Below are 15,458 nucleotides of genomic sequence, written 5' to 3' on the forward strand. Positions count from 1 at the left end.
TTGCTTTCCAGTTATTGAGTTTATAGGCTTAATTTATAGTGTTTTATTTAGTTTGAATAATGCTATTATTTTACCACCCATGCTAAAAACGCATAACTAAGTAGCTGCTATGAATATTGAAAGTAAATGGCTAGAAGATTTTTTAACACTCTCGAATACTAAAAGCTTTTCGCAAGCGGCAAAGCTTAGGCATATAACACAACCTGCCTTTAGTAGGCGCATAAAAGCCCTTGAAGATGCCCTCGGCGCTGCGTTAATTGACCGAGAAAACCTGCCAATTACACTTACCCCAAGCGGTAAAATATTTCATATAACAGCACGTAATTTAGTGAATCAAATGAACACCTCAATCAGCATGCTTGAGGAGCTTTCGATTCAACAAAACTACTCAGTAAAGGTGGCTGCGGCGCACTCTTTAGCGAGCTTTTTAACGTTAAAGTTGGCCGACTTTCAAGCTCAAGATGAGCGCGATATAGTACTTAACCTTGAGGCGATAGACGTAGATAAAGCCACTGAAGCGTTAGAGCAAGGTGAGTGCGACTTACTTATCGCCTTTGATAACGAACGTCTTAAACTACCGCCATTTAGCCATCAAAAAATAGGTAATGCTAAGCTGCTTCCTGTAAGCGCGTGCGATTTAAACGGCAAAGCCATGTATAACCTAGAAACTGACACGCCAATACCGCATTTAGCCTACAGCCTCGACTCCTACATGGGGCGGCAGTTAGAGCCCATTATATCGGGCGCTAAGCTTAATAAAGTGTTTGTTTCATCCATGACTGAGCTGTTAAAAGTGCATGCTGTAGCAGGTAATGGTATTGCCTGGCTGCCCGACTACGTTATATCTAACGAGCTTAAAAATAATACCCTAGTAGTTGTAGGTAATGAGCAGCACTGCGTGCCAATAACTTACTATGCTTACAGGTATCATGCGGCTTTGCACCCAGGTGGTGAAAGTGTATGGAATAAATTAACCGAGCTTAATATAAAGTAACTGTAAACCCCCGTTACAGTTAAATAGGCGTTATTAATTTAACGCGCTCATAGAAATATGAATCTGCATTTTAAATATATTTATTATGGATTTTTACGTCCATAATAATTGGGCGTTTTGTCTCTTTTTTAATAGCGTTGATAAAGCCAAAATAGCGTCATCAACACAGAGTATTAACTAGCTAAAGAGGCAACTCCCATGAAAGCAATTGGATATCAACAAAGTTTACCTATCGAAAACGAACTATCACTACAAGACATTGAACTTGAAACGCCAACAGCACACGGCCACGATATTTTAGTTGAAGTTAAAGCGGTATCGGTTAATCCGGTTGATTTTAAAATTCGCCAAGCAATGCCAGCAGCAGATGGCGAATATAAAGTAATTGGTTGGGATGCAACTGGGGTAGTTAAATCGGTTGGCGAAAACGTTTCGTTATTTAAGCCAGGCGATAAAGTATGGTACGCGGGCGACATTACTCGCTCAGGCAGTAACGCGCAGTTTCAATTAGTTGACGAGCGTATTGTTGGCCATATGCCAAGTTCGCTTTCGTATGGCGAAGCCGCTGCATTGCCGCTTACCAGCATTACTGCGTGGGAATTATTGTTTGACCGTTTAAACGTATCTAAAAACGATGACTCTAAAAGCATTTTAGTTATTGGAGCCGCCGGTGGTGTGGGTTCAATTATGGTGCAGCTGTTAAAGCAGCGTACTAAATTAAATATTATTGCAAGCGCTTCTCGCCCCGAAACTATATCGTGGTTAGAAGATTTAGGTGCCGATACTATTATTAATCACCGCAATCTATTAAGTGAAGAATTTGCAGCTAAAAACTTAAGCGAAGTAGATTACGTAGTAAGCTTAAACAATACAGAGCAACACTTACCTGAAATTGAAAAAGTAGTGAAGCCACAAGGTCAATTTGCACTTATTGATGACCCTGAAACACTTAATATTGTGCCATTTAAAAATAAAAGTGTGTCGGTACATTGGGAGCTTATGTTTACTCGCTCGTTATTTAAAACAGATGACATGCAAGAGCAACACGTTATTTTAAACAACGTAGCCACTATGATTGACCAAGGGCAAATTAAAACTACTGTAGGTGAGCACTTAGGTAAAATTAACGCTGCCAATTTACGCAAAGCGCATCAGCACCTTGAAACCCAAACAGCGAAAGGTAAAGTGGTTTTAGAAGGCTTTTAAGCTACCTTACGTATAAAATTTTTTTGAGTATACCCAAGCCCCTTACGGGGCTTTTTTATGCCTGTTATTTATAAAGTTGTTTGTAATTAGGAATATGGTTAACCCAAAATGCAGGGCTGCCAATATACTCTTGTACAGTTTTTATAAATTCGCTTACTAGTGGCGTTTGTTTACGGTGCGGATACAATGCATAAATGCCCGCGCCAGAAGCCGAAAGCTTATAATTGGTTAAAAGCGGCACTAAACCCATTTCGTCTATGGGTTTTTCTAGGTTAAATAAATCAAGCATTACATACCCAACACCTGCTTTAGTAGCATCAAGCATGGCGCGTACGTCGCTTACTTTATAATTGCCCTTCATTTTGTGAGTTTTGTATTCATCACCATGTGGTTGTGTGCTTAATTTAACTTGATCTAGGCTTACATCGCCATTGCCGTAAACTATCGCAGGCAAAGCTAAAAGCTCCTCAGGTGTGTTTGGCATACCATGGCGCGCTATAAAATCGTGCGAGGCAACCAGTGCAAAGTGCATATCAGATATTTTTTTTGCCATTAGGTTTGAGTCGTCAAGTTTGCCAATTCTAAACGCTAAATCGTAATGGTCGCTAATAATATCGTTGCGCTTATCATCCAGCATTAGGGTAATTTTTACCTCTGGGTACTTTTGCATAAATATATTAATAACAGGCTGAATATACTGTTGCCCAAAAAACATGCCTGAGGTAATGCGTAAAATGCCTTTAGGTTTGGCTTGGTACGAGTCGGCAATGCTATGAATATCACTAAGGGTATCTATAAGAATTTGCGCTTGCTGGAGTATTTCATCTCCTGCTGAGGTAAGCGAAAACGAGCGCGTAGACCGATTAAGTAATTGCACACCTAAGCTGCTTTCAAGCTTTTTAATTTGCTTAGAAAGTGATGAATTATCCATATCGTTTAATGCGGCGGCTTTAGCAAATGAGCCTTGTTGCACTACATCTACAAATAACGCTAATTGATTGGTTATCGACATGTCATTCTCCTAAATCCCAATAAGGCACATCGCCATAATAGCCACTCGTAAAATCAACAAATGCACGCACTTTACTAGGTAAAAACTGCCTGTTTGCGTACACCATGTAAAGCCCCATAGGCTCTGGCTCATGGTTTTGCAAAATACGCACAACTTTACCCTGTGCTAGTGCCTCACCAGCTATAAAGGTAGGTTGCATAGCAATGCCGCCGCCTGCAATGGCTGTATTTAGCAATAAATCGCCGTTGTTAGCTACTAAATTACTTTCAAGTTTAAACTCGCTTTTAAGCTCATTGACTCCTGTAAGCCTTTTAGTCGGCTCAGCGTTGGCGTAGCGTAAATAGTTATGCTGCTGAAGCTCTTGTAGTGTAGTGGGTGTACCGTGCTGCTTTAAATACGCAGGCGATGCAAATACCGCTAAGCGTATAGGCGCTATTTTTTTAGCAATAAGGGATGAATTTTTTAACACCCCAATACGCAGCGCTATATCAATGCCTTGTTCAACAATATCTACAAATTGGTCAGTGAGTTTTAAATCTAACTTTAAATTTGGATATTGCTTTTGAAACTCAACCAGCAGTGGTGCTAAATGCTTAACCCCAAAAGACATAGGCGCACTAATACTCAGCACACCCGATACGTTTTCGCTTAAGTTATTAAGCGAATCTTCCATGTCATCTATATCGCCAAGTACTTGTAGGCAGCGAGTAAAATAGTGATCCCCCGCCTCTGTGGTGCTTACTTTTCGTGTGGTGCGGTGTAATAAACGGGTAGACAGCCCCTCTTCAAGTGCTGATACATATTTACTCACCAATTGCGGCGATATATCGAGTTTATCGGCGGCTTTAGAAAATGAACCCTCTTGCACTACGCTCACAAAAGTTTTCATGGTGGTTAACTTGTCCATAATTAACAATACGTTGTTTGTAATTTATAAATAAATAGCACATTTATCACCAAATTAAAAAGCAATAAAATGGCTATATCAAAATAGACTAATACCAATTCGCTTAATTAAGTGATCTATTTTTAGGATGGAAAAACGTGTTGATAGCTAGGCAAAAAATTTGCTATTTAGTTGTTCTCGGCAATCGCTCCTGCATTGCTCTACCTTCTGCATCCATGCAGTCGTAAATGAGAGTTTTTAACACAGATAGCGACACGTTTAGCCCAGAAAAATGATTAAGTATTATTGCGCATTGGTATCATTAGGAAATAGCATGGCTCAGCCCACTTTATTTATTTCACATGGCTCGCCAATAATGGCAGTTAAGCAATCTCCCACCTCTGATTTTTTATCATCGCTTGGGAAAACGCTTAAAACACCGAGCGCTATTATTATTTTTTCGGCCCATTTTGATGTTGCTAACAATGACACAAGCAACAACATAGTGATTACTGCAGGCAAAGCGCCCAAAACCATTCACGACTTTTATAATTTCCCTGCAAATATGTATAACATTAAATACCCTGCACCGGGCGAGCCTTCACTTGCTAACGTTATTGCAGCGCGCTTTAAAGAAAAAGGTATTGAGGTCGAGCTTAATGCAACCCAAGGTTGGGATCATGGCGTATGGATACCTCTGCGCTTAATGTACCCAGAGGCTAATATTCCTATAGTGCAGGTGTCTATAAATACGCGTTTAGGCGCAAAAGCCATGTACGAATTCGGACAGTTACTTGCCCCTCTTCGCGAGCAAAATATATTAATTATTGGCTCCGGCGGAATTAGCCATAACCTACCCGAAATATTTAAAAAGCCACCTACACCCAACCGTGTGCAAATGGTAAAAGCGTTTACTCAATGGGTTGAACAAACGCTTTTAGCGCAAGACACAGCAGCACTATTAGATTATTTAAACCAAGCACCGCATGTGTTATTTAACCACCCTACCCAAGAGCACTTTTTACCATTATTTGCCGCAATGGGCGCAGGCGGCAAACAGGTTGAAAAGCTCTTTAGTGATACCGAAATGGATATTTTAGCGCTCGATGCGTATAAGTTTTATTAATTTTAATTATTACGGTGCAAGCACCTAGTCGTTTATTTAATCAAAGTGTAATGGGGGTTTACAAAGCGCATGTTGGGTTTAGCTGCAACTAATAAATAATATACTTTCTAAACTGCTAGGGATGAAGGATTGTTTGATGAACAGTAATCGGAGTATTTGAATAGGTGTTTTAAATATGGTGAGAAAGCAGTAAATACGAGTAATTTCAAATTTTAGTTGATAGGCAGCCTTGAGTTTTTTTGTGAAAATCCATAACAAAAGATAAAACCTTTCATCTAGTTTTGTACACAGGGATTTTTTAGCACCAGTGCCAATTGAACTTTAAATAATTGCTCGACTTTGCTTTAGCAAAAAATACAATATCATTTAGCTCATTAGTTGATGTTAAAGCACGCTTACATCTATAGCTGGCTTTACTTGTTGTTGTTAGCGCACCATTTCCAGTTCCACAGCCAGAGGCTATTAAGTATATTGCTCCTCCGCCATCACGAACACAGTCATTTATATAATCTAAAATAGGTTTTATGTTTTCGTAAATAATCAAATCATCACAAGATGAATAAAATTTGATGTGTTTTTCTGTATCCCACTCATTGTAGAAGCCATGTTTAGAATACGCTGGAGCAAGATCGCCAATAAATGATGGTTCAACGTAATATGGTATACTTGGTACAATATTTTCAAATATAAGCCTCAGTTCAATACCCTCATCATAAGCAATTATTTTGATGAAAGGGTGAAACCCTATCAATGAATAAATATCGCTGTCACTACTAATTTTTATTAGTTGGCACTTAAAGCTATAAGGCCATTCTAATGATTGAAACCATTGTCGAAAAATTTTTCTTCCATTCAACTTCATCACAATTATATTGACCTTTATTTGACTGTGTTCAGCAGCAAAAATGGGGAGAAATAAACAACCTTTAAAATACAAGTAGTAAAGCATAGTCACTCAACAAGAAACAGATAGGCTCATTTTTGATGATTGTCAAAAATTACTGAGCTTATCTTTCGGCTTTAAATATATATCTTTGCTAGTTCAGTATCTTTTATTGAAAAACATATTTTGTTTATCCGTTTTAGGCTGACTTTAACGTGCCATGGCAAACAACAGAAAGGGCGCTTTATGCCTTAACTTTTCTGGATAATGCAGAAGACCTATATTGGGGTAACTTTCACAAACTAAGAGCCAGATGCAATCGCCAGCTTATGAGGTTTCATTATAATGAAAAGTTGGTATACATATCAAAGGTACGAATTTCATGAGCCCATGAGCTAAATTGCCAAGCCAATGAAGTATAATAGCTTAACATAGTAACCTTAATAGCAAAGGTATCAAAGGGGGATGATACTAATACCCAAGCGAACATTGTAAGAAATCAGCTTTTCAAATCACGTAGTCCGCTCTAAACGATGGAGGAGGTAAAATAGATTACATCACATCACATAATTTACCCTCCCCGTTAAGCACATTTAATTTGTACTATCTGCACGTAGAGTGCATGAAGATCAATATAATTAAGACATCATAAATGCTGGAATTTTAAGTGCTTTAGTAATAACTTGCTAACAAAATAGGACTGCTTTTGCCTATATTTTCATTTTTACGACGGATATAAGATTAAAGCCAAGTCGTAGCTTATTATAAATGCGTGTGAGTATAGTTAGCTCCTCAGGAGTGCATAAGAGTACTAGAGAAAGCTGCTCCCTAATTATAAAGCAATCGTTTACATCACCATTACCTATTCTCTCATTGTTGATTGCACATAACCCTCTAAAAAAATCTCTGATTAGAGATTCATCATTTAGGGCAGGAGCCACATTTTCTAGTAAATAAATAGCGCTTCCTAGATACCAGTTTGGTAGAGTCCTCGTGTAGCTGCCATGTTGAAAACTCACTTCCCCCCTGATAAATGCACTACCTTGGCTCATCATGAATTTACTAAAGTCGAGTGAATAGACAGGTATATCTCGTAAAGCAGCTCCCTGCTCAAGTAAAGGCTTCACCTGTTCTATCTGATTTGTTGAAACCGCACGAAACATTTCATACTGTTTGCTGGGTGCCACAAAGCCCCAGTTACTTGAAGTTAAATTTAAGCCAAAATCTTTTTTAGTATCAGCCCTTATACCGGCGGACTTTGAGGCTGACCTAGAAAGTCGACCTTTTCTTCTTGTTGGGATCTGTATATCAGTGTCATTTAATGAATTTTCGACCTCGGGATGCGCTCTTTTATTAACACAAATCTGTTCAGGCTCAATAGCTTGGTTTTTTAAGTTGAGGTTACAGGGCTGAGTTAAGCTTTCTTTTTTCATTATATCGTCCATGCTAAATTTATTAGTATTCAATTTATAAGTTAGATTATTAATTGGGCGCTTTAACTAAGTGCGCCTATATATTTATGTCTATAAATATATCCCCCCATAGATTCAGATAGTGAAAATTTCAAACCAATAAATTAATAATCAATCAACGAGACGCTACTATTTTAGTCCGAATCCATAAACGTTTAATTATCTATTTTTTATGGCTTTGTGTAATATTTAGAAATTAAGTTACTTATTTTCTTTGTTGCTATTGTTTTACCATGTTGTGGTATCACAATACCTATTCTTGCCTTCGATTACAGTGTTTCCATTAAATCAAACACAGCCTATATTAATAGCATGTACCGTTTTCAAAATCATTCACCGTATTAATACTTATACAGCTAGAAGTTTTACGTAGTGTTTTTTAGTCTTACCTTGGCTTACACTCTCATTGTACAGTTCAATGAATTTTCTTCGGTGTATTTGAATTCTTAATAAACTATGGATTTATTTAAAACTTAATATTCGTATTCGCTTATCAGTATTTTTTCTCAAGCCCCCATGTGTTATTTAACCGCCCTACCAAGAGCATTTTTTACCACTCTTTGCTGCTATGGATACAGGCGAAAAGCAAGTTGAAAAACTCTTTAGTGATATTGAAATGGGTATTTTAGCGCTTGATATCTATAACTTTTATTAATTTTAATGAGTATAGTCCAAGCGCCTTAGGTTTTTAATCAAAGTGTAATGGGGGGGTTACGCTTTCTATTTAGAAATCTGCGAGCATGTAGTGTGTTTTAAAAGCTTCTAAATTACTGGGCTTGTGATAGTAAAAACCTTGAATATACTTAAAGCCAATGCTTTGTACTATATCTAACTGCTCTTTATTCTCAACTCCCTCAACAATTACTTTTAAATCGAGGTGTGCAGCCATGTCGTATATAGACTCTAATAGTGAGATAGCATCCGAATTCTCCTCAAGGTTATGAATAAATGCACGATCTATCTTTATCGCTCTAAATTTATGGTTTCGTAAAAAGTCTAACCCTGCGTAGCCCGTTCCAAAGTCATCCACAGAAAAGCTAGGGCCAAATAGCTCTATACGCTTTAAGTTTTTTTTGAGCTCGGCCACTTGCTCTAAATTAAATTTATGCTCCTCTGTAATCTCTAGTACTAAATGTTTAGCGGTACGAGGATGCAGTTCTAAAATGTGTTCGAGTTGAGAGATAAACTCAGGGACTAAAATAGAACAGCGACTAATGTTCATACTAACGTACCTGTTCGCAAAAAAGACGGGGTTAGATTCAATCATCTGAATACATTTCTTTAGTACCAGCGCGGTTAAGTCATCTATTAATTGAAACTGTTCAGCGATTGGTATAAAGATCGCTGGCGAGATATAGCCTAGTTTACTGTGTTTCCATCGAGATAACGCTTCGCACCCTATAGGGCTGTTCGTTTTTGAATTTACAATAGCTTGAAAATAGACATCAATCGTTTCGTTTTCAATTGCATATTTTAAATCTCTTTGTAGCACCCTTACTTTAAAATATTTTAATGCAAATGGCGTAACTATAAAGGTGGTTACTATTAACACTATAAGTAAAACTAAATTATGAAATATATGCTCAAGATAAAGCTGAATTTGCTTTTCATACTTGATAGTTAAAGGGAAATCCTTAGCTTTAAGAGTTACTCCATCTATTTGTTCAGTGTTTTTTGCTAGTAGAGCCCCATTGAGCAATAGCTGATATTTGATGTGTTGATTTTCCAGCGTTTTTGAAAAAATATCTAGTAAATGATGCTTAGGACTAACAATACCAATGTACGTATCTTTTTTTATGTTGAAATAGTTGAATATACTTTGAATATTAATATAAGTTGGGGTGCCAAGAGATAACCCTTCTTCTGGTAGCTTGTTAACGTTTAATAACTTGTAAAAGTTAAGGTTATTTTTACCTCGTATACTTTCACAATACACAACACCATCACCATTGAATAGCCCTATAGCGTCTATTGAATTTATGTGATAAACAGCCTTCCTCATTGCATTTTTAAGAGACGGGCATTCATTTTTTACTATAGGTAATAATACGCGTTTTGTTTCTTCCCGCTGCTTTAAATAGAGATCATTACTTTGATTTAAGAACGCTAAGGCATTCTCTTTTATTGTGGAATTTACACTAGAGACGTTATAAGCGATATTACCCATAACGAGAACGGCTGAGATTACACATGCAGTTTTAAAAGCATCAGGCTTTATTATTTTTTTAACTAGTGCTTTAGTCTTACTTGCAACTCTTGAAAACAACAATTTAACTCCAATATCCTTATTGACTTCATATTAATACGCCTTAAAGATGAAACACAAGCGCGTTTGCAATTATACCAGTTAATTTAATAATACTGTTTGTTGTTTCGTTTTTATTTAATCAAATACAAGGTAAAAACAAAGTAATCAATACTTAATTACTGATATTTAGGAGTTTTTTAGGTAGCTTAATAATTTTACTCGACGGTTGTACTGTTCCCATATTTATTACGATGACAAATGCTGAAAAGAATAAGTGCTTGTCTATGAGCTAATTTAGTTTATGGGCCCTCATAGCATGTAGGTATTTTAAAAAGCAAACCGTATAAAATAATACCGACTGGTTAGAAACTTTTGTGCTGAACTTGCTTTGCATACTCAAATTAGCAAAGAAAAAGAGCTTTATTTAGCTTTTGTTCTTTTTACGATAAAGAAGCTTAAAAATCATTGGTGTGATCAGATATTATAAGCTTTATTAATTTGAGCAAGTGTTCAAAGTAAGTTAAGCTCAGAGCTACTAACCTGCAAGTAACTTAAACTTACTGGGAGCAAACATGGCAACTACACTCGCATTTGACGTATACGGCACGCTTATAAATACCCATGGCGTACTGACCTTACTTGAAGATATGATTGGCGATAACGCGCAAAACTTTTCAAATACATGGCGCGAAAAACAATTGGAATATTCGTTTAGGCGCGGATTAATGCAAAACTATATACCGTTTTCATTATGTACAAAACATGCTCTCGATTACGCGTGTTTAGCGCATAAAACGCAGCTTAGTGATGACCAAAAACAGCAATTGCTTGAGCAATATAAAATTTTACCGGCCTTTGATGATGTTAAAAAAGGGCTTGAGCAACTTAAAGCACAAAACTACCGATTGTTTGCGTTTTCTAATGGCGCTGCTGATGCGGTAAATAAATTGCTCGAAACCGCTGGTATTAGTGAGCTTTTTGAACGCGTTGTAAGCGCCGACGATATGAAAACATTTAAGCCAAATCCTGGTGTTTACAGCCATTTTTTACGCGAAACCAACTCAACAGGTGCAAATACGTGGCTTATTTCGAGTAATCCGTTTGATATAACTGGCGCTATTTCGCACGGTATGCGCGGTGCGTGGATAAAACGCTCAGAAGACTCTATTTTTGATCCGTGGGAAATTCAGCCAACGACTATTGCCACTGACTTAGTGGATTTAGAAAACAAGCTCGAAGAGATCAATTAAACCGCATTTTTACTTTTATATCCCTCTTTACTGCTTTAGCTGTAAAGAGGGTTTAGCCTTATTTTTTAGTCTGCCTAAAAACCTAAGTTTTAAATAAACCTCTCCCCAATTTTCAAATCTCGAGCGAACAAACCCCACTAATTAAAGTGCACTATAAATATTTGAGTAGCTCATTTTATGTACTTTATTAGTTTTAAAAGTAATTACTTATAACCAATCAATCACTTATAAATGCGAAAATAAGCTTATATCTAACCCTTAATCATTATTGAAAATGCAAATTGTTACTATTAAGATCTCCACCCCCAAAACAAGTACACCAAGGAGCGAATATGTCACAATTACAATCGGCGCAGCTCAGCTCAGTCGAAAACCAAGCATTATTTGAACAAAACGGGTTACCTCCTCAATTTAATCTCGATCAGTTTATTAATTATCAAATAGCGTCGCTGCAGGGGCTTTCGGCTGTGCAACAAGCAATGGCAAAAGCAAAAAAGCCGTTTTCTGGCGTGGCGGTTAATACACTTGCCGCCACTGTTAACAATGTAGATTTAACCAAACCTCTCGCTGATTTTCCTGCGGTATTAAACGAGCTTAAAAGCGTGTATTTAGATCACGCTGTGTATTTTCATCATCCGCGTTACATGGCGCATTTAAATTGCCCTGTTACGTACCCTGCGGTTGTGGCAGAGCACATAATTGGCGCAATCAATACCTCAGTAGACACGTGGGATCAAAGCGCTGGCGCGACCCTTATTGAACAAAAATTAATTGATTGGAGCTGTGAAAAAGCAAAGCTACCGAGCACTGCCGATGGCGTTTTTACAAGTGGTGGTACACAATCGAATTTAATGGCAATGCTTGTTGCACGCGAAGTAGCCGTGAGCCGTTATGCCCCCGATCATCAAGTAAAACTACAAGGTTTGCCAAACGTTGCCTCGCGTTTTCGTATTTATTGCTCAGAGGTGGCGCATTTTAGTATTCAAAAGGCTGCGGCGTTATTGGGCTTAGGTTATAACGCGGTAGTCCCAGTGGCTACAAACAGCAAAATGCAAATGGATATGGACGCGCTTAACCATGCAATTGCAGATTCTAAAGCCAAGGGCGATTTACCTATAGCGGTGGTTGTTACCGCCGGTACGACCGATTTTGGCTCAATTGACCCTATTGAAGACATAGCAAAACTTGCTAAAAAAGAGCAGCTTTGGTGCCATGTAGATGGCGCATACGGCGGCGGATTATTAGTGAGTGAGCACCATCGCAGTGCCTTAAACGGTATAGAGCTCGTAGATTCAATTACTATTGATTACCATAAATCGTTTATGCAGCCGGTTAGCTGCAGTGCCTTTTTGTTAAGTGACAAACGCCACTTTAGCCATATTACACTCTACGCCGACTACCTAAACCCATTAGCGGAGGCCGGTAATGGCACACCAAATTTAGTTGATAAAAGCTTACAAACCACACGCCGTTTTGATGCCTTAAAACTTTGGTTAACACTGCGCACTATGGGGGAAGCGCCACTTGGCCGAGCGTTTGATAAAGTAATTGGCCTTGCTCGTCAAACCCATATAGTGCTTAACGAGCACCCTGATTTTGACGTTATAAATTACCCAGAGCTTAGCGCGCTGGTATTTCGCTTTGCGCCAGAGGCGTTAAAACATAACCCCGATTTACTCGACACCCTAAACCTGCACGTACGCCAAACATTTTTAAAAACGGGTGACGCCATGATTGCGCGCACCAAAATTAACGGCCGTCACTACCTTAAATTTACGTTACTCAATGCCCAGTGCCAATTGAGCGATGTGCGCGCCGTGCTTGAGCAAATTAGCACTATTGCGTGGCAAACGTATAAGGAGCAACAATAATGAGCAACCAACCTTATGACTTTATAGCCATTGGCCTTGGCCCGTTTAATTTATCGTTAGCGTGTTTAAGTGAACCACTAGAAGGCGTTAAAAGCTTATTTTTAGAGCAGCGTAGCCAATTTGATTGGCACCCAGGCATGATGCTAGAAGGTGTTACTTTGCAAACGCCATTTATGTCTGACTTGGTGACCCTTGCCGATCCTACTAGCCAGTACAGTTTTTTAAATTATGCCAAGCTTAATAATCGGTTATACCCATTTTATATTCGTGAGAGCTTTTTTTTACTGCGTAAAGAATACAACCTCTATTGCCAATGGGTGTGCTCGCAGTTGAGTAACGTAAGCTTTGAGCAAAGTGTAACTAAGGTTGAGTTTTGCCAGCAAACTCAGTGCTATACCGTTACCTGTAATACCCCAGGCGGTGAGCAGCAATATGTTACGCGCCACTTAGTGCTTGGCACCGGCCCTGCCCCATATATTCCTGATTGTGCAGTGAAAAGTAATTCTAATAACGTAATGCACAGTAGCGACTTTTGCCACCGCCTTGATGAGCTAAAATCCGCTAAACGCGTAACGGTTGTGGGAGCAGGACAAAGTGCCGCTGAGATTTATCACACCCTATTACAACAAGCCGTGCCACAAGGTTTGCAACTAGATTGGATAGCTCGCTCGCCGCGTTATTTTCCGCTGGAGTACACCAAACTCACCCTTGAGATGACCTCACCTGAGTATGTTGATTACTTTTATAATTTAAAAACTGAGCAACGAGATTGGCTTAACCAAAATCAAAAAAACTTATTTAAAGGCATAAATGGCGATTTAATTAATGACATTTTTGACACCCTTTACGCGCAAAGCTTAGATGGGCCCATTTCTACCACATTTAAAACGAACAGCAAACTTACTAATACGCGTAAGAGCGCTGGGCGTTTAGTAACTGAGTTTTACCATCAAGAGCTAAATGAAGCCTTTGAAATAAAAACCGATTACTTAATTTGTGCCACGGGCTTTAAATACAAGCGCCCCGCTTTTTTAAACCCCATTGCACAGCAGCTCCCAGAAGATGAGCAAGGCCGTTATATAGTAAGCCGTGAATACGCAATAGATACCGACCAAAAACGTATATTTGTACAAAATGCAGAGCAGCACACCCATGGTTTTGTAACCCCCGATTTAGGCATGGCGTGTTACCGCAACAGTATAATTTTGCGCGAAATACTCGGTTATGCGCCGTATCAGGTTGAGCAAAAAATTGCATTTCAGTGCTTTGATTTAAGCGATGTAGAAACTCATTCACAGCAAAAGAGTAATGCCGCATGAGTTTACGTTTAGCGCTTATTTTGCTTACGGTTATTTCGGTGGTGTGCGATACCTTATTACTGCCGTTTTATCCGCAATTTTTTGCCAGCGAATTTTCTGTAAGTAACCCCACGCTTATAGGGGTGTTTGTAGCTAACTGTTGTATTACCGTTATGCTCGCGCTGCCCCTGTGGGCAAAGGTTGCTAAAAAATACCACGAGCTGGCGCTTTGGCTTGTAACGCAAGTGATTGCCGCATGCTTTGGGTTGCTTTGTTATTTTGCAACTAACGTGTGGGAATTTTGGTTTTATTACCAGTTTATGTTGGTACTTAAGGCCAGTTACCTGCTTATTTATCCGTTTGCACTGCGTTTAGAGCAGCAAAGTAAGCACCTTTCTATTATTGGGTTGTTTTCGGTACTTATGCACTTTGGCGCTATTGGTGGCGCGTTAGTGGGCGGGTACTTTTTTAGCTTAAACGAACCGCGTTATGCACTGTTATTAAGTGCGGCGGGCGATGTAATACAAGTGCTGCTGTGCGCCTATTTAATGCTGAGCTTAAAGCTAGGTATTTATCAGCACGCTATTGAAAGCGAAAAACCGCGCACTCGTACCCCGTACTTTATTTGGCAATTTTGCTTTATAAGCGTGGTGGTTTACTTTAGCGCATTTTTAATTAGGCCATTTTTTACGACCCATTGGCAGGGCATGAGCGCGCAAAGCAGTGCGTTTGAAAGTGCGCTTGTGTACGCCATTCCTGCTTTTTCAGCCCTACTAATGCTGTTGTTTAACCACTTTAGGCAGCGCTTACCTGTTCCTACGCTTAGCCGCACCAGTACATTATTGTGCGCGCTTATTTTTGGCGCTATTGGGCTTTATTTACAGGCACAAGAGTCGGTGTGGTTAGTTGTCAGCTCGCGCATTCTTTACGGTATTGCGCTGTTTCAAGTAATGGTTTTATTAGAGGTTATGTTATTTGCCAAAAGTGAGCCCGCTCACTACGGCAGTGATTTTGCCAAAGTGCATGTTGCGCAAAATATTGGCGTTATTTTAGCGTCGTTATTGGTGGGTATGAGTGTGGAATATTTTAATACAACCGTGCCTTTTTACTTTGCAGCCATTGGCTTTGCAAGCCTTGGCGCTATTTTGCTATGGCGGGTTAAATTTGTTGGCCGCACTGCACACACAGCCACTTAATAATTAAAAAGATTTA

At 38.9% G+C, this 15,458-nt stretch carries 12 protein-coding genes; 7 read left to right on the plus strand and 5 right to left on the minus strand.

The window, feature by feature from the left end; genetic code table 11:
* Positions 1 to 109: 109 nt before the first annotated feature.
* Both PESP_RS16935 and PESP_RS16940 read left to right on the plus strand, forming a co-directional pair.
* Positions 110 to 994 (plus strand): LysR family transcriptional regulator, encoded by an 885-nt coding sequence (locus tag PESP_RS16935; protein ID WP_089349214.1) that lies wholly within the window; start codon positions 110 to 112, stop codon positions 992 to 994.
* A gap of 198 nt (positions 995 to 1,192) precedes the next feature.
* Positions 1,193 to 2,200, plus strand: a complete 1,008-nt coding sequence (locus PESP_RS16940; protein WP_089349215.1) for a zinc-binding alcohol dehydrogenase family protein — start codon at positions 1,193 to 1,195, stop codon at positions 2,198 to 2,200.
* A gap of 64 nt (positions 2,201 to 2,264) precedes the next feature.
* On the opposite strand, the gene PESP_RS16945 is transcribed toward PESP_RS16940, so the two are convergent.
* Together PESP_RS16945 and PESP_RS16950 are read right to left on the minus strand one after the other, a co-directional pair.
* Positions 2,265 to 3,212: a LysR family transcriptional regulator gene (locus PESP_RS16945; RefSeq protein ID WP_089349216.1), complete on the minus strand. Its 948-nt coding sequence runs from the start codon at positions 3,210 to 3,212 to the stop codon at positions 2,265 to 2,267.
* A gap of 1 nt (position 3,213) precedes the next feature.
* Complete coding sequence (locus PESP_RS16950; protein WP_089349217.1) at positions 3,214 to 4,119, minus strand: LysR family transcriptional regulator; 906 nt, start codon at positions 4,117 to 4,119, stop codon at positions 3,214 to 3,216.
* Between the two features lie 313 nt (positions 4,120 to 4,432).
* On the opposite strand from PESP_RS16950, the gene PESP_RS16955 reads away from it, so the two are divergent.
* The gene (locus tag PESP_RS16955) at positions 4,433 to 5,224 is read left to right on the plus strand and encodes a DODA-type extradiol aromatic ring-opening family dioxygenase (protein ID WP_089349218.1); all 792 of its coding nucleotides are present in this window, start codon (positions 4,433 to 4,435) and stop codon (positions 5,222 to 5,224) included.
* Between the two features lie 298 nt (positions 5,225 to 5,522).
* Here PESP_RS16955 and PESP_RS16960 read toward each other — a convergent pair whose 3' ends face one another.
* The 3 genes from PESP_RS16960 to PESP_RS16970 form a co-directional block, all read right to left on the minus strand.
* Positions 5,523 to 6,089, minus strand: coding sequence for a hypothetical protein (locus PESP_RS16960; RefSeq protein WP_125939519.1), 567 nt, complete (start codon positions 6,087 to 6,089; stop codon positions 5,523 to 5,525).
* Positions 6,090 to 6,817: 728 nt separating this feature from the next.
* Positions 6,818 to 7,540, minus strand: a complete 723-nt coding sequence (locus tag PESP_RS16965; protein WP_089349220.1) for a hypothetical protein — start codon at positions 7,538 to 7,540, stop codon at positions 6,818 to 6,820.
* A gap of 763 nt (positions 7,541 to 8,303) precedes the next feature.
* Positions 8,304 to 9,848: an EAL domain-containing protein gene (locus PESP_RS16970; RefSeq protein ID WP_089349221.1), complete on the minus strand. Its 1,545-nt coding sequence runs from the start codon at positions 9,846 to 9,848 to the stop codon at positions 8,304 to 8,306.
* A 551-nt stretch (positions 9,849 to 10,399) separates the two neighbouring features.
* Here PESP_RS16970 and PESP_RS16975 point away from each other — a divergent pair.
* From PESP_RS16975 to PESP_RS16990, 4 genes are all read left to right on the plus strand, one after another.
* Entirely contained in the window at positions 10,400 to 11,077 is a 678-nt protein-coding gene (locus PESP_RS16975; protein WP_089349222.1) for a haloacid dehalogenase type II, read from the plus strand.
* A gap of 332 nt (positions 11,078 to 11,409) precedes the next feature.
* Entirely contained in the window at positions 11,410 to 12,948 is a 1,539-nt protein-coding gene (locus PESP_RS16980; RefSeq protein ID WP_089349223.1) for a pyridoxal phosphate-dependent decarboxylase family protein, read from the plus strand.
* Positions 12,948 to 14,267, plus strand: a complete 1,320-nt coding sequence (locus PESP_RS16985; protein WP_089349224.1) for a lysine N(6)-hydroxylase/L-ornithine N(5)-oxygenase family protein — start codon at positions 12,948 to 12,950, stop codon at positions 14,265 to 14,267. The genes PESP_RS16980 and PESP_RS16985 overlap by 1 nt, the downstream gene beginning before the upstream one ends.
* A complete protein-coding gene (locus PESP_RS16990) occupies positions 14,264 to 15,442 on the plus strand; it encodes an MFS transporter (RefSeq protein WP_089349225.1) in 1,179 nt (392 codons plus the stop codon). Before PESP_RS16985 ends, PESP_RS16990 begins: the two co-directional genes overlap by 4 nt.
* The last annotated feature ends 16 nt before the right edge of the window (positions 15,443 to 15,458 follow it).

This window comes from Pseudoalteromonas espejiana DSM 9414 (assembly GCF_002221525.1).
Classification (GTDB): Bacteria; Pseudomonadota; Gammaproteobacteria; order Enterobacterales; family Alteromonadaceae; genus Pseudoalteromonas; species Pseudoalteromonas espejiana.

Bases quoted from the DNA above. Each gene is read 5' to 3' on its own strand.
- PESP_RS16935 (WP_089349214.1), top strand. From the start codon at position 110: ATGAATATTGAAAGTAAATGGCTAGAAGATTTTTTAACACTCTCGAAT.
- PESP_RS16940 (WP_089349215.1), top strand. From the start codon at position 1,193: ATGAAAGCAATTGGATATCAACAAAGTTTACCTATCGAAAACGAACTA.
- PESP_RS16945 (WP_089349216.1), bottom strand. From the start codon at position 3,212: ATGTCGATAACCAATCAATTAGCGTTATTTGTAGATGTAGTGCAACAA.
- PESP_RS16950 (WP_089349217.1), bottom strand. From the start codon at position 4,119: ATGGACAAGTTAACCACCATGAAAACTTTTGTGAGCGTAGTGCAAGAG.
- PESP_RS16955 (WP_089349218.1), top strand. From the start codon at position 4,433: ATGGCTCAGCCCACTTTATTTATTTCACATGGCTCGCCAATAATGGCA.
- PESP_RS16965 (WP_089349220.1), bottom strand. From the start codon at position 7,540: ATGAAAAAAGAAAGCTTAACTCAGCCCTGTAACCTCAACTTAAAAAAC.
- PESP_RS16975 (WP_089349222.1), top strand. From the start codon at position 10,400: ATGGCAACTACACTCGCATTTGACGTATACGGCACGCTTATAAATACC.
- PESP_RS16980 (WP_089349223.1), top strand. From the start codon at position 11,410: ATGTCACAATTACAATCGGCGCAGCTCAGCTCAGTCGAAAACCAAGCA.
- PESP_RS16985 (WP_089349224.1), top strand. From the start codon at position 12,948: ATGAGCAACCAACCTTATGACTTTATAGCCATTGGCCTTGGCCCGTTT.
- PESP_RS16990 (WP_089349225.1), top strand. From the start codon at position 14,264: ATGAGTTTACGTTTAGCGCTTATTTTGCTTACGGTTATTTCGGTGGTG.